23 protein-coding genes are annotated in these 21,178 nt (G+C 69.1%); 13 read left to right on the plus strand and 10 right to left on the minus strand.

Annotation, left to right across the window (positions count from 1 at the left end; translation table 11 throughout):
• Nucleotides 1-92: 92 nt before the first annotated feature.
• Both AC3WOE_RS11160 and AC3WOE_RS11165 read left to right on the plus strand, forming a co-directional pair.
• Nucleotides 93-836, plus strand: coding sequence for an SDR family oxidoreductase (locus AC3WOE_RS11160; RefSeq protein ID WP_492690472.1), 744 nt, complete (start codon nt 93-95; stop codon nt 834-836).
• Nucleotides 837-872: 36 nt separating this feature from the next.
• The gene (locus AC3WOE_RS11165) at nt 873-1,817 is read left to right on the plus strand and encodes a patatin-like phospholipase family protein (RefSeq protein WP_492690473.1); all 945 of its coding nucleotides are present in this window, start codon (nt 873-875) and stop codon (nt 1,815-1,817) included.
• A 19-nt stretch (nt 1,818-1,836) separates the two neighbouring features.
• Here the strand turns inward: AC3WOE_RS11165 and AC3WOE_RS11170 are convergent, their stop codons facing one another.
• On the minus strand, nt 1,837-2,616 hold the full coding sequence (locus tag AC3WOE_RS11170; RefSeq protein ID WP_492690474.1) for an alpha/beta fold hydrolase: 780 nt from the start codon (nt 2,614-2,616) through the stop codon (nt 1,837-1,839).
• Nucleotides 2,617-2,756: 140 nt separating this feature from the next.
• Nucleotides 2,757-4,637: a molecular chaperone HtpG gene (htpG, locus tag AC3WOE_RS11175; RefSeq protein ID WP_492690475.1), complete on the minus strand. Its 1,881-nt coding sequence runs from the start codon at nt 4,635-4,637 to the stop codon at nt 2,757-2,759.
• A gap of 105 nt (nt 4,638-4,742) precedes the next feature.
• Here htpG and AC3WOE_RS11180 point away from each other — a divergent pair, with 105 nt between their 5' ends.
• Nucleotides 4,743-5,363, plus strand: coding sequence for a 2OG-Fe(II) oxygenase (locus tag AC3WOE_RS11180; RefSeq protein ID WP_492690476.1), 621 nt, complete (start codon nt 4,743-4,745; stop codon nt 5,361-5,363).
• On the opposite strand, the gene AC3WOE_RS11185 is transcribed toward AC3WOE_RS11180, so the two are convergent.
• A complete protein-coding gene (locus AC3WOE_RS11185) occupies nt 5,360-5,671 on the minus strand; it encodes a hypothetical protein (RefSeq protein WP_492690477.1) in 312 nt (103 codons plus the stop codon). The genes AC3WOE_RS11180 and AC3WOE_RS11185 overlap by 4 nt on opposite strands.
• 14 nt (nt 5,672-5,685) lie before the next feature.
• On the minus strand, nt 5,686-6,810 hold the full coding sequence (locus AC3WOE_RS11190) for a 3-deoxy-7-phosphoheptulonate synthase (RefSeq protein ID WP_492690478.1): 1,125 nt from the start codon (nt 6,808-6,810) through the stop codon (nt 5,686-5,688).
• 259 nt (nt 6,811-7,069) lie between these two features.
• Here AC3WOE_RS11190 and AC3WOE_RS11195 point away from each other — a divergent pair, with 259 nt between their 5' ends.
• A complete protein-coding gene (locus AC3WOE_RS11195) occupies nt 7,070-7,849 on the plus strand; it encodes a fumarylacetoacetate hydrolase family protein (protein WP_492690479.1) in 780 nt (259 codons plus the stop codon).
• Between the two features lie 4 nt (nt 7,850-7,853).
• On the opposite strand, the gene AC3WOE_RS11200 is transcribed toward AC3WOE_RS11195, so the two are convergent.
• Both AC3WOE_RS11200 and tldD read right to left on the minus strand, forming a co-directional pair.
• Complete coding sequence (locus AC3WOE_RS11200; RefSeq protein WP_492690480.1) at nt 7,854-7,982, minus strand: hypothetical protein; 129 nt, start codon at nt 7,980-7,982, stop codon at nt 7,854-7,856.
• Between the two features lie 68 nt (nt 7,983-8,050).
• On the minus strand, nt 8,051-9,514 hold the full coding sequence (tldD, locus tag AC3WOE_RS11205) for a metalloprotease TldD (RefSeq protein WP_492690481.1): 1,464 nt from the start codon (nt 9,512-9,514) through the stop codon (nt 8,051-8,053).
• Between the two features lie 134 nt (nt 9,515-9,648).
• On the opposite strand from tldD, the gene AC3WOE_RS11210 reads away from it, so the two are divergent.
• Together AC3WOE_RS11210 and AC3WOE_RS11215 are read left to right on the plus strand one after the other, a co-directional pair.
• Nucleotides 9,649-10,002 carry a hypothetical protein gene (locus AC3WOE_RS11210; protein ID WP_492690482.1) on the plus strand — a complete coding sequence of 118 codons (354 nt, stop codon included), beginning with the start codon at nt 9,649-9,651 and terminating at the stop codon, nt 10,000-10,002.
• Nucleotides 10,003-10,117: 115 nt separating this feature from the next.
• On the plus strand, nt 10,118-11,299 hold the full coding sequence (locus AC3WOE_RS11215; protein WP_492690483.1) for a PQQ-dependent sugar dehydrogenase: 1,182 nt from the start codon (nt 10,118-10,120) through the stop codon (nt 11,297-11,299).
• Here AC3WOE_RS11215 and rsmI read toward each other — a convergent pair.
• Nucleotides 11,277-12,206 carry a 16S rRNA (cytidine(1402)-2'-O)-methyltransferase gene (gene rsmI, locus AC3WOE_RS11220; protein WP_492690484.1) on the minus strand — a complete coding sequence of 310 codons (930 nt, stop codon included), beginning with the start codon at nt 12,204-12,206 and terminating at the stop codon, nt 11,277-11,279. The genes AC3WOE_RS11215 and rsmI overlap by 23 nt on opposite strands.
• Here rsmI and AC3WOE_RS11225 point away from each other — a divergent pair.
• The 3 genes from AC3WOE_RS11225 to AC3WOE_RS11235 all read left to right on the plus strand — a co-directional run bounded on the left by AC3WOE_RS11225 (nt 12,199) and on the right by AC3WOE_RS11235 (nt 13,908).
• Nucleotides 12,199-12,591, plus strand: a complete 393-nt coding sequence (locus tag AC3WOE_RS11225) for a YraN family protein (RefSeq protein WP_492690485.1) — start codon at nt 12,199-12,201, stop codon at nt 12,589-12,591. The genes rsmI and AC3WOE_RS11225 overlap by 8 nt on opposite strands.
• A gap of 104 nt (nt 12,592-12,695) precedes the next feature.
• Nucleotides 12,696-13,274: an SIS domain-containing protein gene (locus AC3WOE_RS11230; protein WP_492690486.1), complete on the plus strand. Its 579-nt coding sequence runs from the start codon at nt 12,696-12,698 to the stop codon at nt 13,272-13,274.
• A gap of 19 nt (nt 13,275-13,293) precedes the next feature.
• Nucleotides 13,294-13,908, plus strand: coding sequence for a BON domain-containing protein (locus AC3WOE_RS11235; RefSeq protein ID WP_492690487.1), 615 nt, complete (start codon nt 13,294-13,296; stop codon nt 13,906-13,908).
• Between the two features lie 26 nt (nt 13,909-13,934).
• On the opposite strand, the gene AC3WOE_RS11240 is transcribed toward AC3WOE_RS11235, so the two are convergent.
• From AC3WOE_RS11240 to AC3WOE_RS11250, 3 genes are read right to left on the minus strand one after another with little or no spacing between them, the layout of a single operon-like run.
• On the minus strand, nt 13,935-14,825 hold the full coding sequence (locus AC3WOE_RS11240) for an NAD(P)-dependent oxidoreductase (RefSeq protein ID WP_492690488.1): 891 nt from the start codon (nt 14,823-14,825) through the stop codon (nt 13,935-13,937).
• 2 nt (nt 14,826-14,827) lie between these two features.
• Nucleotides 14,828-15,964, minus strand: a complete 1,137-nt coding sequence (locus tag AC3WOE_RS11245; protein ID WP_492690489.1) for a PilT/PilU family type 4a pilus ATPase — start codon at nt 15,962-15,964, stop codon at nt 14,828-14,830.
• A 21-nt stretch (nt 15,965-15,985) separates the two neighbouring features.
• Complete coding sequence (locus AC3WOE_RS11250) at nt 15,986-17,029, minus strand: type IV pilus twitching motility protein PilT (RefSeq protein ID WP_492690490.1); 1,044 nt, start codon at nt 17,027-17,029, stop codon at nt 15,986-15,988.
• Between the two features lie 27 nt (nt 17,030-17,056).
• On the opposite strand from AC3WOE_RS11250, the gene AC3WOE_RS11255 reads away from it, so the two are divergent.
• Genes AC3WOE_RS11255 through AC3WOE_RS11270 form a run of 4 tightly spaced genes read left to right on the plus strand, consistent with a single transcriptional unit; the run spans nt 17,057 to nt 21,161 of the window.
• Nucleotides 17,057-17,731 (plus strand): YggS family pyridoxal phosphate-dependent enzyme, encoded by a 675-nt coding sequence (locus AC3WOE_RS11255; protein WP_492690491.1) that lies wholly within the window; start codon nt 17,057-17,059, stop codon nt 17,729-17,731.
• A complete protein-coding gene (locus tag AC3WOE_RS11260; protein WP_492690492.1) occupies nt 17,728-19,140 on the plus strand; it encodes an aminotransferase-like domain-containing protein in 1,413 nt (470 codons plus the stop codon). The genes AC3WOE_RS11255 and AC3WOE_RS11260 overlap by 4 nt, the downstream gene beginning before the upstream one ends.
• Nucleotides 19,141-19,185: 45 nt before the next feature.
• Nucleotides 19,186-19,881, plus strand: a complete 696-nt coding sequence (locus AC3WOE_RS11265) for a c-type cytochrome (protein ID WP_492690493.1) — start codon at nt 19,186-19,188, stop codon at nt 19,879-19,881.
• Nucleotides 19,878-21,161: a c-type cytochrome gene (locus AC3WOE_RS11270; RefSeq protein WP_492690494.1), complete on the plus strand. Its 1,284-nt coding sequence runs from the start codon at nt 19,878-19,880 to the stop codon at nt 21,159-21,161. Before AC3WOE_RS11265 ends, AC3WOE_RS11270 begins: the two co-directional genes overlap by 4 nt.
• Nucleotides 21,162-21,178 lie beyond the last annotated feature (17 nt).

A 21,178-nucleotide genomic window follows, 5' to 3' on the forward strand; every position in this document is an offset into this window, starting at 1 on the left:
TGGCTAAAAATCCCAAGACGATTGCATATATATCGTCCTGAAACCGCTGGATATCGTGAGGTCCTCTCTACCCACCCTGCAAGGAACCCCTCATGAAAACCGTCCTCATCACCGGCTGCTCCTCGGGCTACGGCCTGGCCACCGCCCATCACTTCCTCGCCCAGGGCTGGAAGGTCATCGCCACCATGCGCACCCCGCACGAAAACCTGCTGCCCGCATCGGACCGCCTGCGCGTGCTGGCCCTGGACGTGACCCGGCCCGACAGCATCGCCGCGGCCGTCTGGGCCGCCGGCCCCATCGACGTGCTCGTCAACAACGCCGGCATCGGCGTGGTCGGGGCCTTCGAGGCGACGCCCCTGGCCACCGCGCGCGAGGTGTTCGAGACCAACACCTTCGGCGTCATGGCCCTGATGCAGGCCGTCATCCCGCAGTTCCGCGAGCGCCGCGCCGGTGTCATCGTCAATGTGACGTCCAGCGCCACGCTGGCCGCCATGCCGCTGGCCGGCGTCTACACGGCCAGCAAGACGGCCATCACTGGCCTGACCGGCTCGGTGGCCCACGAACTGGCCGCCTTCAACGTGCGCGTCAAGCTGGTCGAGCCGGGCTATGCACCGACGACCCGCTTCGCCGAGAACGGCGCCGCGCGCATCCAGGGGCTGATCCCCGAGATCTATCAGCCTTTCGCCCAGCCCATCTTCGCGGCCTTCGCCCAGCCGGCCGCGGTGACGACGGAGCAGGACGTGGCCGAGGCGGTCTGGCAGGCCGCCCACGACCGCTCCGAGCGCCTGCACTTCGCGGCCGGGGCCGACGCCATCGCCCTGGCCAACGCGGCCTGAGGCCCGCCAGCCCTCACCCCCATCCCGGGAGTCTCCATGAAGCGATCCCCCTTCTTCGGCACCCTCGCCCTGGCCGTCCTGTCGGCGATCTGGATGGGCGGTTGCGCCAGCCTGCCACCGACGGCGCCCCGGCCGCTGAGCCCGCGCCCGGTCACGGACATCACGCCGCCCACGAGGACAGACCCGCACCGCCCGACCGTCGCCCTCGCGCTGGGCGGCGGCGGCCTGCGCGGCTTCGCCCACCTGGGCGTGCTGCGCGCGCTGGAGGAGGCCGGCATCCAGCCCGACATCGTCGTCGGCACTTCGGCCGGCGCCGTGGTGGGCGCGGCCTATGCCAGCGGCCTGTCGGCGGCGCAGATCGAGACCATCGCGAGCAACGTCAAGCTGGCGTCGCTGGTCGACCTCACCGCCAGCCGCAGCGGCCTCATGCGCGGCGACAACATCGCGCGCTGGGTCGAGCAGATCACGGCCGGCGCTCCCATCCAGAACTTCCCGCGCCGCTTCGCAGCCATTGCCACCGACCTGCAGAGCGGCCACGCCGTGCTGCTGGACAGCGGCTCGCCGGGCGCCGCGGCCCAGGCCTCCGCCGCCGTGCCCGGCATCAATGTGCCGGTGCCCTATCCGGGCGGGCATCTGGTGGACGGCGGCATCAGCAGCCTCGTGCCCGTGCGTGCCGCGCGGGCGCTGGGGGCCGATGTCGTCATCGCCGTGGACATCTATTGCCAGGGGCCGGGCAGCGAAGGCCTGGCCGCCCCGGCCATCCTGCTGCGCGTCATGCGGGTGCAGAGCTGTTTGGTGGCCGCGCCCGAGATGGCCGAAGCCGACCTGCTGATCGCCCCCGTGGTCAGCGTGTCGGGCCTGTCGGCCAAGGACGAACAGCGAGCCGCCATCAGCGCAGGCTACACCGCAGCAGCCGCAGCCCTCGAGCGCCTCAAGCCCCGACTGGGGGCCAAGGCGGTCGCGGCTTCGCAAGGCGGATGACCTCAGCGCCGCCGCGCGGTCACTGCGCCGGCTGGATGCGCGACGCCGCCAGGATGACCTGCGCGATCTCTTCCGGCCGCGAAATCATCGACACATGGCTCGCGTCGAGCTCGGTGGTCGTCGCGCCCATGCGCTTGGCCATGAAGCGCTGGAAGTCAGGATCGATGGTGCGGTCCTGCCTGGACACGACATACCAGGACGGCTTGGCGCGCCACGCCGCCACCGTCGTCTTCGCCGTGGTGACCGGCCGGCCGACGCGCTGCTGGGTCGCGTAGTAGACGCGGGCAAGAGCCGGATCGAGGTCGCCAGCGAAGTCGCGGACGAAGGCCTCCTCGGACAGCTGGCCGAAGCCATCGCTGCCCCAGATCAGGCCCTTGCCTGCGGGTGCCGCGGGGAAGGTCTTGGCGAGAGCCGGATAGTCCTCGCCGGCGTCGGGCGCACGCGCGGCGACATAGACGAGGGCCGACACCTTGGCGTCGGCGCCCGCTTCCGAAATGACCATGCCGCCGTAGGAATGGCCGACCAGCACGGTGGGACCGTCCTGCTGGGCCAGCGCGCGACGCGCGGCGTCGACATCGTCGGCCAGCGAGGTGGTCGGGTTCTGCACGGCCGTCACGTTCAGCCCGGCCTTTTGCAGCAACGGAATGACCTTGGCCCAGCTCGAACCATCGGCATAGAGGCCATGGACGAGGACGACGTTCCTGACCTTGGGCGGGGTTTGAGCGAGCGCCGCCGGCAGCGCCGCCAGGCCGGCGGCAAGTGCGATCAACGCTGCAAGGATGCGTGTAGGAATGGCCATGCTGTCTCCGAGGTGTGGTTGCCTCGGGCAGCGTAAAGAGCGCCGGGCGGCGCATCAATTAGCCGGCGCGCCCGACCATTAGCGCGCTCGCCAGTTCGCCTTCACCGCCGGTGATCGCGAACTGGACCCCATGCCCGGCGTCAGCCCGTCAGCAGCGCATTGACGCGCTTCACATAGGCGGCCGGGTCTTCCAGGTGGCCGCCCTCGGCGAGCACGGCCTGGTCGAACAGCACCTGGGCCAGGTCGTCGAAGTGGGCATTGCCCTCGAGCTTCTTCACCAGCGCATGCTCGGCGTTGATCTCCAGCGTCGGCTTGGATTCGGGCGCGGTCTGGCCGGCCTGCTTGAGCAGGCGCGCCAGGTGGCCGCTCATGTCGCCCTCTTCCACGACGATGCAGGCGGGCGAATCGACGAGGCGGGTCGTCACGCGCACGTCCTTGGCACGGTCCTTCAGGGCGTCCTTGAGCTTGTCCAGCAGCGGCTTCAGACTTTCGGCGGTCTCTTCGGCCTTCTTCTTCTCGTCTTCGTCGAGCAGCTTGCCCAGGTCGACGGCGCCCTTGGCGACGGACTGCAGGGTCTTGCCTTCGAACTCGTAGAGGTGGCTGAGCATCCACTCGTCGACGCGGTCCACCAGCAGCAGCACCTCGATGCCCTTCTTGCGGAAGAGCTCCAGCTGCGGGCTGTGCTTGGCGGCGGCCAGTGAATCGGCGGTGATGTAGTAGATGACCTCCTGGCCTTCCTTCATGCGGCCCAGGTAGTCGGCCAGGCTGATGCCGCTGTCGGCATGCGTGGACGCGAAGCGGAACAGCTTGGCCAGGCGCTCCTGGTTCTGATGGTCTTCGCCGATGCCTTCCTTCAGCACCTGGCCGAAGTCGGTCCAGAAGGCAGCGTACTTGGCGCGCTCGGCCTCATCCTCGCTGTTGGCCAGGCTCTCCAGCATGCCCAGCACGCGCTTGGTGGAACCCTCGCGGATGGCCTTCACGTCGCGGCTTTCCTGCAGCAGCTCACGGGAGACGTTCAGCGGCAGGTCGGCCGAGTCGATGACGCCCTTGACGAAGCGCAGGTAGACCGGCATCAGCGCCTCGGCGTCGTCCATGATGAAGACGCGCTTCACGTAGAGCTTCACGCCGCCGCGCTTGTCGCGGTTCCACAGGTCGAAGGGCGCCTTGGCCGGGATGTAGAGCAGCTGCGTGTACTCGCTGCGGCCTTCCACGCGGTTGTGGGTGTAGGCCAGCGGCGCGTCGCTGTCGTGGCTGATCTGCTTGTAGAACTCTTCGTACTGTTCCTGGGTGACTTCGCTCTTGCTGCGGCTCCACAGGGCCGAGGCCTTGTTGACCGGCTCCCACTCGTCGAGGATGACCTGCTTGGCGTTGTCGGCGTCCCACTCTTCCTTCTTCATCAGGATGGGCAGGGAGATGTGGTCGCTGTACTTGGCGATGGTCGACTTGACGCGCCAGGTCTTCAGGAATTCTTCCTCGCCATCGCGCAGGTGCAGGATGACGTCGGTGCCGCGGCCGGCCTTGGTGATGGTCTCGAGCTCGTATTCGCCCGTGCCTTCGCTGCTCCAGCGCACGGCCTGGTCGACCGGCAGACCGGCGCGACGCGTCTCGACGGTGATGCGGTCGGCAACGATGAAGCCCGAATAGAAGCCCACGCCGAACTGGCCGATGAGCTGGGCGTCCTTCTTCTGGTCGCCTTCCAGCTTGGCCATGAACTCGCGCGTGCCGCTCTTGGCGATGGTGCCCAGATGCGAGGCGGCCTCGTCGGCGCTCATGCCGATGCCGTTGTCGCTGATGGTCAGCGTCTTGGCCGCCTCATCGAAGCTGACGCGCACTTCGAGGTTGGGGTTGTCTTCCCACAGCGCCGCGTCGTCCAGGGCCTCGAAGCGCAGCTTGTCGCAGGCGTCACTGGCGTTGGACACCAGCTCGCGCAGGAAGATTTCCTTGTTGGAGTACAGCGAGTGCGTGACGAGGTGCAGGATCTGCTTGACTTCGGCCTGGAAGGCGTGGGTTTGCTTGGTCATGGCAATGGAGAATCTTGAGGATCTGGGGCTGTTTCGCCCGACGGGCGCCCAGTTGGGGCCAGTCCGTCGGGTTTCAAGGCCCGGCAGCGTAAACCCATTCCCGCCATGGCGACTCTCCACAACTACGGGCACGGCATCCACCGGCTCTCCCAGGTCTTCGCCGCCGACGACTGCCGGCGCTTCATCGCCCAGGCCGAAGGCTTCGGCTTCGAGCCGGCCACCATCAACACGCTGACCGGCGCGAAGCTGGAGAGCGAAGTGCGCAACAACGACCGCGTCATCTTCGACAGCGACGACCTCGCCCACGCCGTGTGGCGCCAGGTGGCGCTGGACCTGCCGCCGGTCTGGATGGCGCGCGGCATCGCCGGCCTCAACGAGCGCTTCCGTTTCTACCGCTACACGGCCGCGCAGAAGTTCGACTGGCATGTGGACGGCCCCTATGACCGCAGCAACGGCGAGCGCAGCCTGTTGACGCTGCTGATCTACCTCAACGGCAGCTACGAGGGCGGTGCCACCACCTTCGACGCGGACGGCCAGTTGATTGACGTGCAGGGCGAGGAAGGCGACGTGGTCTTCTTCCCGCACCGGCTGCGCCATCGCGGCTCGGTCGTTACGGCAGGCACCAAATACATGCTGCGCAGCGACGTCATGTACTTCCCGCTGACCGGCGCCAGCACATCCACTTTCCCGAGCCTTGACGAGCTGCACGCCGAAGCAGGCCGCTAATACGAAACCGCCAGGCGCGGCACGTCGACCTTGATCAGCGCCTTGGACAGGGCGCCGGCCGCGGCACGGGCGTAGTCCAGCGCCCAGGCCTGGTCGGCAAAGGCCGTCGGGCCGGCGGCCAGCGCGATGCCGACCAGCTTGTCGGCCAGCAGCACCTTGCCGGAGCCACGCAGAGGCTCGCATTCCAGGCGGACGAAGTTCTCGTCCAGCCAGCGGCGCGCCGCCTCGAAGCTCAACACTTCGGTGCCGTCGAGCTGGATGTCGACAGGCGCACCGGTCTCGAAGATGACGGTGATCCGGGCTTGCATGGCCGCCGATTGTGTCAGCGCCGCGCCTTGACTGCCTGGGACAGCACGTCCAGCACGGCCAGGGAGTCGTCCCAGCCCAGGCAGGCGTCGGTGATACTCTTGCCGTATTCCAGGGCCGCGGGGTCGTCCTTGCCCGGCGTGAACTTCTGGGCGCCGTCGTTCAGATGGCTCTCCACCATGACGCCAAAGATGCTCTTGCCGCCCTCGCGCATCTGGCCGGCGATGTCGCGGGCCACGTCCAGCTGGCGCTGGTGCTGCTTGCTGGAGTTGGCGTGCGAGCAGTCCACCATCAGGCGCTCGGGCAGCTTGGACTTGGCCAGGTCGGCACAGGCCTCGGCCACGCTCCTGGCGTCGTAGTTCGGCGCCTTGCCGCCGCGCAGGATGACGTGGCAGTCGGCATTACCGCGCGTCTCGACGATGGCGACCTGGCCGTTCTTGTGCACCGACAGGAAGTGGTGGCCACGCGCCGCGGCCTGGATGGCATCGGTGGCGATCTTGATGTTGCCGTCGGTGCCGTTCTTGAAGCCGATGGGCGCCGACAGGCCCGAGGCCAGCTCGCGGTGCACCTGGCTCTCGGTCGTGCGCGCGCCGATGGCGCCCCAGGCGATCAGGTCGCCGATGTACTGCGGCGAGATGACGTCCAGGAACTCCGAGCCGGCCGGCACGCCCAGGCGATTGATCTCCAGCAGCAACTGGCGCGCGATGCGCAGGCCCTCGTCGATGCGGTAGCTCTCGTCCAGATAGGGGTCGTTGATCAGCCCCTTCCAGCCGACGGTGGTGCGCGGCTTCTCGAAGTAGACGCGCATGACGATTTCCAGCGTGTCGGCGTACTTCTCGCGCTCGGCCTTGAGGCGGCGGGCGTACTCGATGGCCGCATTGGGATCGTGGATGGAGCAGGGGCCGATGACGACCAGCAGGCGGTCGTCCTCGCCGCTCATGATGCGGCGGATGCGCTGGCGGGTCTGGCCGATCAGGTTTTCCATCGCCGTACCGCGGATGGGGAAGAAGCGGATCAGGTGCTCGGGCGGCGGCAGCGGCGTGACGTCGACGATGCGCTCGTCATCGGTGGCGCTGGTCTTGTCGTCCTGGGAGTACCAGCGCTGGGCTTCGGGTTCGACGGAGGAGACTTTGGCGTTCACGGCAAGGGCCTTTCAGCAAACAAAAAACCGCCGGGCTTGGCGGCCTCGGCGGTTTTTGGGGAGTTCTGTGTTCAGCGCGCGCGCTCAGGACTCTCCACCGCCGGGGCGGGGAAAAAACCAAAAGCTAAAAAATGCGGCGCGGGACATGGGAACGGAATCTAGCACGCCGGCCGGAATGAGCTTTCGGCAGCGGGCAAGCCCGGCTTGACCCAGGTCAACGCTTCGCCGTCAATCGTCGTCTCACTGCCTGGAGACCCCCATGCAAAGACGCCATGCCCTGGGCGCCGCCGTCACCGGCCTCGCGGCCACCGGTTGCGCGAGCCCCCCGACGGCCCCTTCGACCGCCTCGCCCTTCACGGTCGCCCAGCCCTCGGTGCCCATTGCGGGCAGCAGCGAGGTCTTCCCGGTGCGGCGCATCTACTGCATAGGCCGCAACTACGCCGCCCATGCCCGCGAGATGGGCTCGGACCCGACGCGCGAGCCGCCCTTCTTCTTCCAGAAGCCCAGCGACGCGGTGCAGTTCGTGGCGCCGGGCAGCTCGACCAACCACCCCTATCCACCGCTGACCAGGAACTACCACTACGAGCTGGAACTGGTGGCGGCTCTGCACAAGGGCGGTCGCAACGTCCCCGTCGACAAGGCCCTGGACCTGGTCTACGGCTACGCGGTGGGCCTGGACATGACGCGCCGCGACCTGCAGCGCGGCATGGGCGACCAGAAGAAGCCCTGGGAGATCGGCAAGAGCTTTGACCGCTCCGCGCCCATCGGCCCCATCCACCGCGTCGCCCAGGTCGGCCATTTCACGCAGGGCGCCATCACGCTCAAGGTCAACGGCCAGGTCAAGCAGGACGCCAACCTGAACCAGATGATCTGGAACGTCGCCGAGCAGATCGCCCAGCTGTCCCAGGCTTTCGAGCTGATGCCGGGCGACATCATCTTCAGCGGCACGCCGGAGAACGTGGGGCCGGTGGTGCCCGGCGACCTGATGGAAGGATCGATTGCGGGCTTGCCGCTGTTGAGCGTGAAGGTGGTGGCGTGAGTCTCTAGGGCTGTTGCAAGGGCAGGTAGGGTTCCCAGCCCAGGTGCTCATGCTTCAACGCCTGGGCTTCTTCCCAGCTGGCCGCCTCGCACTCCCACAGCTTGACGGCTGAAGGCCCGAGCAGGCGCCGCATGCCCTCATGCGATGCCGGGAAAAAACTCAGCTGCTCACCGTCCTGCCACAGCTCGTAGCGCTGCAAGATCAGGCCGTCCCGCCCACCGTCAGCCCATCGATCCGCAGCGTCGGCTGCCCCACCCCCACCGGCACGCTCTGGCCTTCCTTGCCGCAGACGCCCACACCCGTGTCCAGGGCCATGTCGTTGCCGATCATGCTGACGCGGGTCAGCGCGTCGGGGCCGTTGCCGATGATGGTGGCGCCCTTGACGGGGTACTGGATCTTGCCGTTCTCGACCCAGTAGGCCTCGCTGGCGGAGAACACGAACTTGCCGCTGGTGATGTCGACCTGGCCGCCGCCGAAGTTGGTGGCGTACAGGCCCTTCTTGATCGACGCGACGATCTCCTGGGGGTCGTCCTTGCCGCCCAGCATGTAGGTGTTGGTCATGCGCGGCATGGGCACATGGGCATAGCTTTCGCGGCGGCCGTTGCCGGTGGGGGCGACCTTCATCAGGCGCGCATTCATCGCGTCCTGGATATAGCCCTTCAGGATGCCGTCCTCGATCAGCACATTGCGCTGGCTGGCGCAGCCCTCGTCGTCGACGTTGAGCGAACCGCGGCGGTCGGGGAGGGTGCCGTCGTCCAGCACCGTCACGCCCTTGGCGGCCACACGCTGGCCGATGCGGCCGGCGAAGGCGCTGGAGCCCTTGCGGTTGAAGTCGCCTTCCAGGCCATGGCCCACGGCCTCGTGCAGCAGCACCCCGGGCCAGCCCGGGCCGACGACGACGACCATCTCGCCGGCCGGCGCGGGGCGGCTCTCCAGATTCGTCAGCGCCGCATGCACGGCCTGCTCGACATAGCTGGCGATCATCTCGTCGGTGAAATAGGCCAGGCCAAAGCGCCCGCCGCCGCCGCCCGAGCCCACCTCGCGGCGGCCGTTGCTCTCGGCGATCACCGTGATGGACAGGCGCACCAGGGGGCGCACATCCGCCGCCAGCGTACCGTCGGCGCGGGCGATCAGCACCACCTCATGCTCGGCCGCCAGGCCGGCCATCACTTGCGCGACGCGCGGATCCTTGGCGCGGGCCATCTTCTCGGTGCGCTCCAGCAGCGCGACTTTTGCCGAACTGTCCAGACTCGCGATGGGGTCGGACACGCCGTAGAGCTCGCGGCTGCCGGCCACGCGGCCCTGCGACGGCACCTGCACCTTCTTGCTCTGGCCGGCCGCGGCGATGGTGCGCACGGTGCGCGCCGCATCCAGCAGCGAGTCCAGCGAGATGTCGTCCGAATAGGCGAATGCCGTCTTCTCCCCCGCCACGGCGCGCACGCCGACGCCCTGGTCGATGCTGAAGGACCCGCTCTTGACGATGCCCTCCTCCAGGCTCCAGCCCTCGGCGCGCGTGGTCTGGAAATAGAGGTCGGCGTCATCGACGCGATGCTCGGTGATGAGGCGCAACGCCTGCGACAGCGAGGCCTCGGTCAGGCCGAAGGGCTCCAGCAGTTGCGAGCGGGCGGTGGCCAGGCGGGCCAGGGTGGGTTCGACGGCGATCATGACCCGATTCTAGAAAGCCTCTCGTCAGGCATTGCAAGGGAAGGACAAGCTTCTTTACGCGAGTCATGTCGGCCGCTGTTACAAGGGCTTCGTTGTGGACGGGCCTTGCAACCCAACACCCCAAGGAGCCCTCGATGAAGACCACTCACAAAGCCCTGATTGCCCTGTTGACCCTGGCCGGCGCCAGCGCCTTTGCCCAGGCCCCCGCCGCCTCGGCCCCCGGCACCAACACGCCGCGCATCGACAAGCGCGAAGCCCGCCAGCAGGCCCGCATCGCCCAGGGCGCCGAGAACGGCAGCCTGACCGCCCACGAGACCCAGCGCCTCGAGAAGGAGCAGGGCCGCGTCGACAACGCCGAGGCCAAGGCCAAGGCCGACGGCACCGTGACGGCCAAGGAGCGTCGCCGCATCACGGCCATGCAGGACGGCGCCAGCCGCGACATCCACCGCAAGAAGCACAACGCCCGCGCCGCCAGCGCGCCGGGCTGAGAACCCCGCCATACGGCTGCTAACAAATCCGTCCCCGGCAGGCCCCTGCTAGGGATGTCGCCGGGCCCGGTGCCCGGCCAGCATGCGACGCATCGGTATTGCACCGGAGCGTCGCATGAAGTCCTTGCTGATCGCCTCGCTGGCCCTGGCCAGCGCCGGAACCGCCCTCGCCTACGACCTCGTGGGCTCGGGCTACAGCCAACCCGTCTTCCTGACGGCGCCCACGGGTGATGCGCGCCTCTTCGTCGTCGAGAAGGGCGGGCGCATCAAGACCCAGCTGGGCGGCAGCGTGTCCACCTGGCTGGACCTCTCAGCCAGCGTCAACACCGCGGGCGAGCGCGGCCTGCTCGGCCTGGCCTTCGATCCCGGCTTCGCCAGCAACGGCCGCTTCTACGTCGACTACATCGACAAGACGACGCTGAACACCGTCGTCGCGAGCTACACGACCAACGCGTCGGGTGGTGTCGACGTCGCCAGCGCCCGCACCATCCTCACCGTCGCGCAGACGGGCGGCTTCAGCAACCACAAGGCCGGCTGGATCGGCTTCAGCTCGGCCGACCCGGGCAATCTCTACATCGCCACCGGCGACGGCGGCAGCGGCTACGACCCCAACAACAACGCGCAGAACCTCAGCAGCAACCTCGGCAAGCTGCTGCGCGTGACGCCGCTGGCCGGCGGCGGCTACACGGTGCCGGCGAGCAATCCCTTCGTCGGCGTGGCAGGCAACGACGAGATCTGGGCCTACGGCCTGCGCAACCCCTACCGCAACAGCTTCGACCGCCAGACCGGCGACCTGTGGATAGGCGACGTGGGCCAGGACACCCGCGAGGAGGTGGACTTCGCCTCCGCCGCTTCGGGCCTGGGTCGCGGCGCCAACTACGGCTGGCGGGTGCGCGAGGGCACGATCGCCACGCCCGGCATCAGCGATCCCGTGCCAGCCAACCTGACCGGCCCGGTGTTCGACTACGGCCACGTCGACGGCGCCAACTCCATCATCGGCGGCTACGTCTATCGCGGCGGCGCCGATGCCGGACTGAACGGCAAATACGTCTTCGGCGACTTCGGCAACGGCCACATCTGGAGCCTGAGCGGCAACACGGCAACGCAGTTGTCCTCGCCTTTCGGCGCCAACACGCTGACCAGCTTCGGCGAAGGCGGCGACGGCTCGCTCTACGCCGTTGGCATCAACGGCGACATCTACCGGCTGGCCGTCGCCGTGCCCGAGCCGGCCCCCGCCCTGCTGCTGGCCCTGGGCCTGGCGGCGGGCAGCCTGCTCACTCGTCGCCGCCGCGCTTGAGCTTGAGGCCGGCGTCGTAGAGGCGGTTGCGCGGCGCGCCACTGATCTGCGCCGCCAGGGCCACGGCCTGCTTCAACGGCAGTTCCGCCGCCAGCAGGGCGAGCACGCGCAGGGCTTCGGCCGGCAGATCGTCATCGGCCGCAGCCTGGGGTGCATGGGCATGCAGCACCAGCACGAACTCGCCGCGCTGACGCTGCGAGTCGGCGGCCATCCACGCAGGCAGCGTCTCGGCTTGCGCGGTATGGATGCTCTCGAACTGCTTGGTGAGCTCGCGGCAGACCGTCACGCGGCGCGCCGGCGCCAGTTCGGCCAACAGGGCGATCAGTTCGACGATGCGGTGCGGCGCCTCGAAGACGACCTGGCTCTGGCCCTCGACGGCCAGCACGGCCTGCAGGGCGGTGCGGCGCTCGCCGGCCTTGGTGGGCAGGAAACCCGCGAAGGCAAAGCCCGTCGCCGCAGTGTCGCCGGCCACGCTGAGCGCCGTCGCCGCGCTGCTCGGGCCCGGCAGGGGCAGCACGCGGTAGCCGGCGGCCACCACTTCCTGCACGAGGACGGCGCCGGGGTCGGAGATGGCCGGCGTGCCGGCATCGGACGCATAGGCCACGCGCTCGCCCGCCGCCAGCCGCGCAATGACGCCGGCGCTGCCTTCACGCTCGTTGTGCTGGTGCACGGCGATCAGCGGCTTGTGCAGCCCCAGATGGCGCAGCAGGCCGCCGCCCTGGCGTGTGTCCTCGCAGGCCAGCGCATCCACGAGGCCGAGCAAGTGGATCGCCCGCAGGCTCAGGTCGGCGAGATTGCCGATGGGCGTCGCCACGAGATAGAGGGTGGCGGCCGGATACTGCTGGCCGCCGGCCGCAGCCGCAGCGGCCTGGCGCAGCAGTGACTGATCGGAAATGGCAATGTTCAACTGGGGCTCTCGATCAAAACCGGATACCAAGACGCGCGGGGACGCGGCCGAGGATGCTGCGCTGGCGCATCTCCAAGCCGCCGGCCTGCGCCTGCTGGAGCGGAATTATCGAGTCGGCGCCGGCCCCAGCCGCCGTGCGGGTGAGGTCGACCTCATCATGACCGACCGCGACGGCACCCTCGTGTTCGTGGAAGTACGCGCCCGCATGGATGCGTCGCACGGCGGCGCGGCCGCCAGCGTGACTTCCGCCAAGCAGCAGCGCCTCATCTACGCCGCCCAGCACTATCTGCTGCGCCACGCCAGCCCGCCACCCTGCCGCTTCGACGTCGTGGCCATCGACGGCGCCGAACTCACCTGGTTACAAGGGGCCTTCGACGCGGGCTGAAACAATAGAGCCCCTCGTCCAAGGCGGGCCGGCCAGGGAGCGGCCCGGCGCTCGGCCCGCAATCAAAAAGGCGCCGTTCAAGCGCTGACTATGATTCGGCTCGCATGATTGAACAAAGAATCCAGCAGCAGTTCTTCGAAAGCGCCGACCTGCTCTACCAAGCCGCCGAGCAACTGGCACGGCCCCTGGCGATGGCCGCGCAGATGGTGGTGGACGCCATCACCGGCGGCAACCGCATCCTCTGCGCCGGCCAGGGCCTGGCCAGCATGGACGCCGACTACCTGGCCGCGCGGCTGGCCGGCCGCTTCGAGCAGGAGCGCCCCGGGCTGGCCGCCTGGAGCCTGGCCGCCCAGGCCCGCGAGGCTGCCGGCCTGGACCTCGCCCGCCTGCTGCAGGCTCATGGCCATCCGGGCGACGTGCTGGTGATGATCGAGCCGCTGCGCGAGCAGCGCGACGCCTGGCAGCCCGCCCTGGCCGTGGCCCATGCCCAGGAGATGAGCATCATTGCGCTGACCGCCCAGCCCCCGGGCGCCACCGACGAGTGGCGCGGCCTGCTGCAGGACACCGACATCCAGATCCGTGTCAGCCACGGCCGCGAGCCGCGCGTTGTCGAGGCCCAGCGCGTGCTGCTGCACGCCCTGGCCGACGCTGTCGACCTGCAACTGCTCGGCAGCGACGAATAACCCCTTTGACGGAAAACCGATGAAAAAACTCACCCTCACCCTGACCGCCGCCGTCCTCGCCAGCACGCTGGCCACCGGCTGCGCACCGCTGCTGATCGGCGGCGCGATGGTGGGCGGCGTCAGCGTCGCGACCGACCGCCGCACCTCGGCCACCCAGCTCGAGGACGAGACCATCGAGTTCAAGGCCGGCGCCCGCATCCGCGAGCAGCTCGGCGACAAGGTCCACACCAACATCAACAGCTACAACCGCGTCGCGCTGATCACCGGCGAGGCACGCACCGACGCTGATCGCGAGGCGCTGGAACGCATCGTCGGCGGTGTCGAGACCGTCACCCGCGTGGTCAACGAGACCGCCGTCACCATGCCCAGCGCGCTGAACGGCCGCTCCAACGACGTGCTGCTGAAGAGCAAGGTCAAGGCCTCGCTCATCGACGCGCCCGACCTGCTGAGCAACGCCTTCTACGTCGTCGTCGAACGCGGCGAGGTCTTCCTGATGGGCCGCGTCACCGAACGCGAAGCCAATCGCGCCACCGACATCGCGCGCGGCGTCAACGGCGTGCGCAAGGTCGTGCGGGTGTTCGAGATCATCAGCGAGGAAGAGCTCGCCCGGCTGTCGCCGAAAAAGTCGTCCTGAAATCCGAACCGCGCCGACGGCGCGGTTCAGAGCCTCTTGATGAGGCTGGACGTATCCCAGCGCTTGCCGCCCATGGCCTGCACGTCGGCGTAGAACTGGTCCACCAGGGCCGTCAGCGGCAGGCGTGAGCCATTGCGGCGGGCCTCGTCGAGCACCAGGCCGAGGTCCTTGCGCATCCAGTCGACGGCGAAGCCGAAGTCGAACTTGCCCTCGACCATGGTCTTGCCGCGGTTGTCCATCTGCCAGCTCTGCGCCGCGCCCTTGCCGATGACGTCCAGCACCTGGGCCATGTCCAGGCCCGCGTTCTGGCCGAAGCGCACCGCCTCGGACAGGCCCTGCACGACGCCGGCAATGCAGATCTGGTTGACCATCTTGGCCAGTTGGCCCGAGCCCGGGCCGCCAAGCAGGGTCACGGCCTTGGCGAAGGCCAGGGCAACGGGCTTGATCGTGTCGAAGGGTGCTGCGTCGCCGCCGCACATGACGGTCAGCGCGCCATTGACCGCGCCGGCCTGGCCGCCCGAAACGGGCGCATCGATGAAGGCGACACCGCGCTTGGCGGCCTCGGCGTGAAGCTCGCGGGCCACGGCGGCGGAGGCCGTCGTGTGGTCGACAAAGACGGCGCCGGACGTCATGCCGCTCAGCGCGCCCTGTTCGCCCAGCACGACCGAACGCAGATCGTCGTCGTTGCCGACGCAGCAGAACACGAACTCGGCGCCCTTGACGGCTGCGGCCGGTGTCGCCGCAAAGGCGCCGCCGTACTCCTGGGTCCAGGCCTCGGCCTTGGCCGTGGTGCGGTTGTAGACCGTGACCTGGTGGCCGGCGCGCGCCAGGTGGCCAGCCATGGGATGGCCCATGACGCCCAGGCCCAGGAAGGCGACGCGGCGGGCGGGAACGGGGTCGTAGCTGCGGGTGCTCATGCTCAGAGAATCGTCAAATGTTCAGTGCCGGTGGACAGGTCGCCGGCGCGGGCGCGCTCGCTGTTGAGCTTGATCTGCAGGCGCAGGTCGTTGACCGAGTCGGCGTTGCGCAGCGCGTCTTCATACGTCACCTTGCCGGACTCGTAGAGGTCGAACAGGGCCTGGTCGAAGGTCTGCATGCCCAGCTCGCGCGAGCGCTTCATCAGTTCCTTGATCTCGCTGATCTCACCCTTGAAGATCAGGTCGGAGATCAGCGGCGAGTTCAGCAGGATCTCGACGGCGGCCACCCGGCCCTTGCCCTCGCGGCGCGGCAGCAAGCGCTGGGAGATCAGCGCGCGCAGGTTCAGCGACAGGTCCATCAGCAGCTGCTGGCGGCGGTCTTCGGGGAAGAAGTTGATGATGCGGTCCAGGGCCTGGTTGGCGCTGTTGGCGTGCAGGGTGGCCATGCAGAGGTGGCCGGTCTCGGCGAAGGCGACGGCGTGCTCCATGGTCTCGCGATCGCGCACCTCGCCCATCAGGATGACGTCGGGCGCCTGGCGCAGTGAGTTCTTCAGCGCGGCTTCCCAGCTGTCGGTGTCCAGGCCCAGCTCGCGCTGGGTGACGATGCAGTTCTTGTGCGGGTGCACGAACTCGATCGGGTCCTCGATGGTCACGATGTGGCCATAGGTCGTCTCGTTGCGCTCGTCGATCATGGCGGCCAGCGACGTGCTCTTGCCCGAGCCGGTGGCGCCCACGACGATGACCAGGCCGCGCTTGTGCTGCACCACCTCGCGCAGCACGACGGGCAGGTCCAGCGACTGGATGGTCGGCAGCGTGGAGGGAATCGTCCGCAGCACCAGGCCGACCTGGCTCTGCTGGATGAAGGCATTGACGCGAAAGCGCCCGATGCCATGCGGCGAGATCGCGAAGTTGCACTCCTTGGTGCGCTCGAACTCGGCCGCTTGCTTGTCGTTCATGATCGACCGCGCCAGCTGCAGCGTGTGCTGACCCGTCAGCGGCTGGGGCGAGACCTTGGTCAGCTTGCCGTCCACCTTGATGGCCGGCGGGAACTCGGCAGTCAGGAAGAGGTCGGAGCCCTTGCGCGACAGCATCAGCCGCAGCAGGTCGTTGATGAATTTCGAGGCCTGATCGCGTTCCATGGTGGGTGTCCTTTGCGCCGATCAGCCCGGGAAATTTTCCGGGAACTTGGCCTTCGCACGGGCTTCCGCCGGCGAAATGATGTTGCGACGAACCAGGTCGGTCAGGTTCTGGTCCAGGGTCTGCATGCCCTGCGAATTGCCGGTCTGGATGGAGGAGTACATCTGCGCGACCTTGTTCTCGCGGATCAGGTTGCGGATGGCCGAGGTGCCCAGCATGATCTCGTGGGCGGCCACGCGGCCGGTGCCGTCCTTCAATTTGCACAGGCTCTGCGAGATGACGGCCTGCAGCGACTCGGACACCATGGCCCGCACCATTTCCTTTTCGGCGGCGGGGAAGACGTCGACGATGCGGTCCACGGTCTTGGCGGCCGACGAGGTGTGCAGGGTGCCGAACACCAGGTGACCCGTCTCGGCCGCGGTCAGCGCCAGGCGGATGGTTTCCAGGTCGCGCATTTCGCCCACCAGCACGCAGTCCGGGTCTTCACGCAGGGCCGAGCGCAGCGCGTTGCTGAACGAGTGCGTGTGCGGGCCGACTTCCCGCTGGTTGATGAGGCTCTTCTTGGACTCGTGCACGAACTCGATCGGGTCCTCGATGGTGAGGATGTGGCCGTATTCGTTCTCGTTGAGGTGGTTGACCATGCCGGCCAGCGTCGTGCTCTTTCCCGAGCCGGTCGGGCCGGTCACCAGCACCAGGCCGCGCGGGCGCAGCGCCAGTTCGGCGAAGACCTTGGGCGCGTTGAGCTGTTCCAGGCTGAGGATCTTGCTCGGAATGGTCCGGAACACGGCGCCCGAGCCGCGGTTCTGGTTGAAGGCGTTGACACGGAAGCGCGCCAGGCCCTGGATCTCAAAGGAGAAGTCGACTTCCAGCGTCTCCTCGTACACCTTGCGCTGGGAGTCGTTCATGATGTCGTAGACCATGTCATGGACCGCGCGATGGTCCAGGGCCTCGACATTGATGCGGCGCACATCGCCGTGCACGCGGATCATCGGCGGCAGGCCGGCCGAGAGGTGCAGGTCGGAGGCCTTGTTCTTGACCGAGAATGCCAACAGCTGAGTGATGTCCATGATGTTCCGTGGAGTGCTCGTTTCATTATGGCCATCTCGGATTCCCTCCAAGCCGTCAAAACCCGCATTGCTGAGGCATGTGTCTCAGCCGGCCGTCCACCCAATGCGGTACAGCTGCTGGTCGTCAGCAAGACTTTTCCCGGTTCCGACGTCCGCCAGGCCTTCGCCGCGGGGGCCCGCGCCTTCGGGGAGAACTATGTCCAGGAAGGTCTCGCCAAGGTCGAGGAGCTGGACGATCTGCGCGGCCAGATCGAGTGGCATCTGATCGGGCCCCTGCAGTCCAACAAGACCAAGCCCGTCGCCGAACGCTTCGACTGGGTGCATTCGGTCGACCGGCTCAAGATCGCCGAGCGCCTGGCCGAGCAGCGCCCGCCCGGGTTGCCGCCGCTGAATGTCTGCCTGCAGGTCAATATCAGCGAGGAAGCCAGCAAGAGCGGCCTCGTGCCGGCCGCGGTCGCGCCGCTGGCCCGCCAGGTCGCCGCCCTGCCCCGGCTGAAGCTGCGCGGCCTGATGGCGATTCCCGAGCCTGGCCCCGGCGCCCTGGCCCAGCACCAGGCCATGGTCCGCCTCTTCAACAACTTGAAGGATGAAGGCCTGGCCCTGGACACCCTGTCCCTGGGCATGAGCGCCGACCTCGAAGACGCCATCCGGGCCGGCTCGACGATGGTGCGCGTGGGCACCGCCGTCTTCGGCGCGCGGTGAGCGCCGAGCCGCCCCGCTACCGCCGGCTGGCCGACGAGCTGGCCCGACTCATCCACACGGGCGCCCTGCGCCCCGGAGATCGCCTGCCCTCGGTGCGCCAGACCCAGGCCAGCCGCGGCTGCAGCGCCGCCACCGTCTTCCAGGCCTATCACCGCCTCGAATCCCTGGGCCTGGTGCGGGCGGCCGAGCGCTCGGGCTATTTCGTCGCGCCGCAGACGACACCCCCCGCCCGGCCGGCCGCCGACCAGGCCCAGCCCGTCGCCGTCAGCGAACTGGTCTTCCAGCTGCTGGGCACGGGCGGACACGAGATCCATGCGCCGCTGGGCTCGGCCTTCATCAGCCCGGATCTCTTCCCCTTGGACGCGCTGCGCCGCGCCCTCACGGCCGGCAGTCGCGGCATCAGGCCAGCCGACCTGACCCAACAGCTGCCGGGCGGCCACGAGGGCCTGCGTCGCCAGATCGCGCTGCGCTATCTGCGCCAGGGCCTGAGCATCGCGCCCGACGAGATCGTGCTGACGGACGGCGCGCTGGAAGGCCTGAACCTGTCGCTGCAGCTGCTGACCCGCCCGGGCGATGCGGTGCTGATCGAGTCGCCCTGCTTCTACGCCGCCCTGCAGGCCCTGGAGCGCCTGGGCCTGCGCGCCGTCGAGGTGCCCGCCGACCGGGCTGAAGGCGCCGACCTGGACGCCATGGCCGCCCTCATCGAGCGCCACCGGCCCACCGCCTGCTGGCTGATGACCAGCTTCCAGAACCCGCTCGGCAGCCTGATGCCGCCGGACAGGAAGCGCGTCCTCGTCGAACTGCTGGAGAGCCACGGCATCCCGCTGATCGAAGACGACGTCTACGCCGAACTGCAGCACCACGGCAGCCCGCCGCCGCCCGCCAAGGCCTACGCAACCCGCGGCGAGGTGCTGCACTGCGGCTCGTTCTCCAAGACGCTGGCGCCCGGCTACCGCGTCGGTTGGGTGGCCGCGGGCCGCTTCGCGCCGGCCCTGCGCCGCGCCAAGCTCAGCCAGAGCCTGTCGGGCTCCTGGCCGGCCCAGGCCGCCGTCGCCCATTACCTGGCAGGCGGCGACTACGACCGCCATCTGCGCAGCCTGCACCGGGCCCTGGCCATGCAGCAGCAGGCGCTGATTGCGGCGGTGCGGCAGCATTTCCCGGCCGGCACGCGGGTGAGCCTGCCCCAGGGCGGCTACTTCATCTGGGTGGAGCTGCCGGCGGGTCATGACACCCTGGCCCTGCAGCGCGCCGCGCTGGCCGAGGGCATCAGCCTGGCGCCCGGCCCGTTGTTCTCCGCCCACGGCGACTTCCGCACCTGCCTGCGCCTGAACAGCGGCCAGCCCTGGACACCCGCGCTGGCAACCGCCGTGGCGCGCCTGGGCGAACTGATACGGTCGCCCCAGACCTGATCTGCTCCTTACGCCGGGCCGCCAAGCCGGGCAAGATGAAAGCCGATGCCTCTCCCGCTCCGCTCCCTGTGCTCCCTGCTGCTGGCCCTGTGCCTGCCCGCCGGCGCCGTCGACCGCGTCCCCGACACGCTGGCCCAGCGTGCCCTGGCCTGCACCGGCTGCCACGGCAAGGAAGGCCGCGCGGCACCGGACGGCTACTACCCCCGCCTGGCCGGCAAGCCGGCCGGCTACCTCTACAACCAGCTGCTGAATTTCCGCGATGGCCGCCGCGACTACGGCCTCATGAGCGAGCTGATCGCGCCGCTGTCCGACGCCTATCTGAAGGAACTCGCCGGGCATTTCGCGTCGCTGGACCTGCCCTACCCGCCGCCGCAGAAACCGGCCCTGCCGGCACCCGAACTGGCCCGCGCCGAACAACTGATCCGCCAGGGCGACACCGCCCGCAAGCTGCCCGCCTGCGTGGCCTGCCATGGCGAGCGCCTGACGGGCACCCAGCCGGCCATCCCCGGCCTGCTCGGCCTGTCGCGTGACTATCTGAATGGCCAGCTCGGCGCCTGGCGCAGCGGCCAGCGGCGGGCCAAAGAGCCCGACTGCATGGCCCAGATCGCCAAGACCCTGACCGAGCCGGAGATCAACGCCGTCACCCAGTTCCTGGCCGGCCAGGCCCTGCCAGCCGACCCGCATCCGGCTGCCGCGCTGGCCACCCGACCGCCGGTTCAATGCGGGGGCCTGCAACCATGAGGCGCGTGCTGATCGCGGTCCTGCTGCTGGTGCTGGCCGCGCCGTGGGCGCTGCTCGCCTGGCAACGCAACCTGACCGACACGACGCCCCGGTCCACCGCGCCCGTCAACCTGGAGCGCGGCGCCTATCTGGCTGCCGTCGGCAACTGCGCCGGCTGCCACACCGCACGCGGCGGCGGGCGCCTGGCCGGCGGCCGCCCCATCCCGACCCCCTTCGGCACCGTCTTCTCGTCCAATCTGACGCCCGACGCCACCGGCCTGGCCGGCTGGAGCGCCGACGACTTCTGGCGCGCCATCCACCTCGGCCAGAGCCGCGACGGCCGCCTGCTGGTGCCGGCCCACCCCATCGTCAACACCACCCGGGTCACGCGCGAGGACGCTGACGCCCTGCATGCCTGGCTGCAGACGCAACCCGCGGTGGCTTCCCCCCGCCGCGAGCATGAACTGCGCTGGCCCATGAATGGAGAACTGGGCAGCCAGCTCGCCGTCGCCGCCTGGCGGGTCCTCTACTTCAAGCCTGGCAGCTACCAGGCCGACCCGGCCCGCGACGCCATCTGGAACCGCGGCGCCTATCTGACCCAGGGCCTGGCCCATTGCAGCGCCTGCCATGCCGGCCGCAATGCGCTGGGCGGCGACCACGGCGCCGCCGACTTCCGCGGCGGCCTGCTGGCCGGCCTGGGCTGGGTGGCGCCGTCCCTGCATGACCCGGCCGAGGCCGGCGTTCAGCGCTGGCCGACCGAAACCCTGCAGCGCTGGCTGCGCGACGGCCATGTCGACGGCCACGCCGCCCTCGGCCCCATGGGCGAGGTCGTGCTGGGCAGCACCGCGGCCCTGAACGACGCCGACCTGGCCGCCATGAGCAGCTATCTGCGCGCCCTGCCCGAGATCGGCGTGGCCCGGCCCGATCCGGCCGACCCCGATCCGCGCCGCCGCGAACACGGCGCCGGCCTCTATCGCAACCACTGCGCCGCCTGCCATGGCGCCAACGGCGAGGGCCGGCGCGACGACGGCGGTGCCCTGGCCTACCCGGCCCTGGCCGGCAGCCGCACCATCACCCAGGCCAGCGCGGCCAACCTGATCCGCGTCATCGAGCGCGGCGGCTTCGCGCCGGCCACGGCGGGCCATCCCCGCCCCTATGGCATGCCGCCCTTCGCGGGCGTGCTCGGCGCCGAGGACCTGGCCGCCCTGGCCAGCCATCTGCGCCAGTCCTTCGGCCACCGCGCCGGTGAAATCGACGCCGTCGAGGTCCTGCGGCTGCGCGCCGCTGCCGCCCAACACTGACAGCGCAACCCCGGAGC

This window comes from Roseateles sp. FW305-36 (assembly GCF_058787015.1).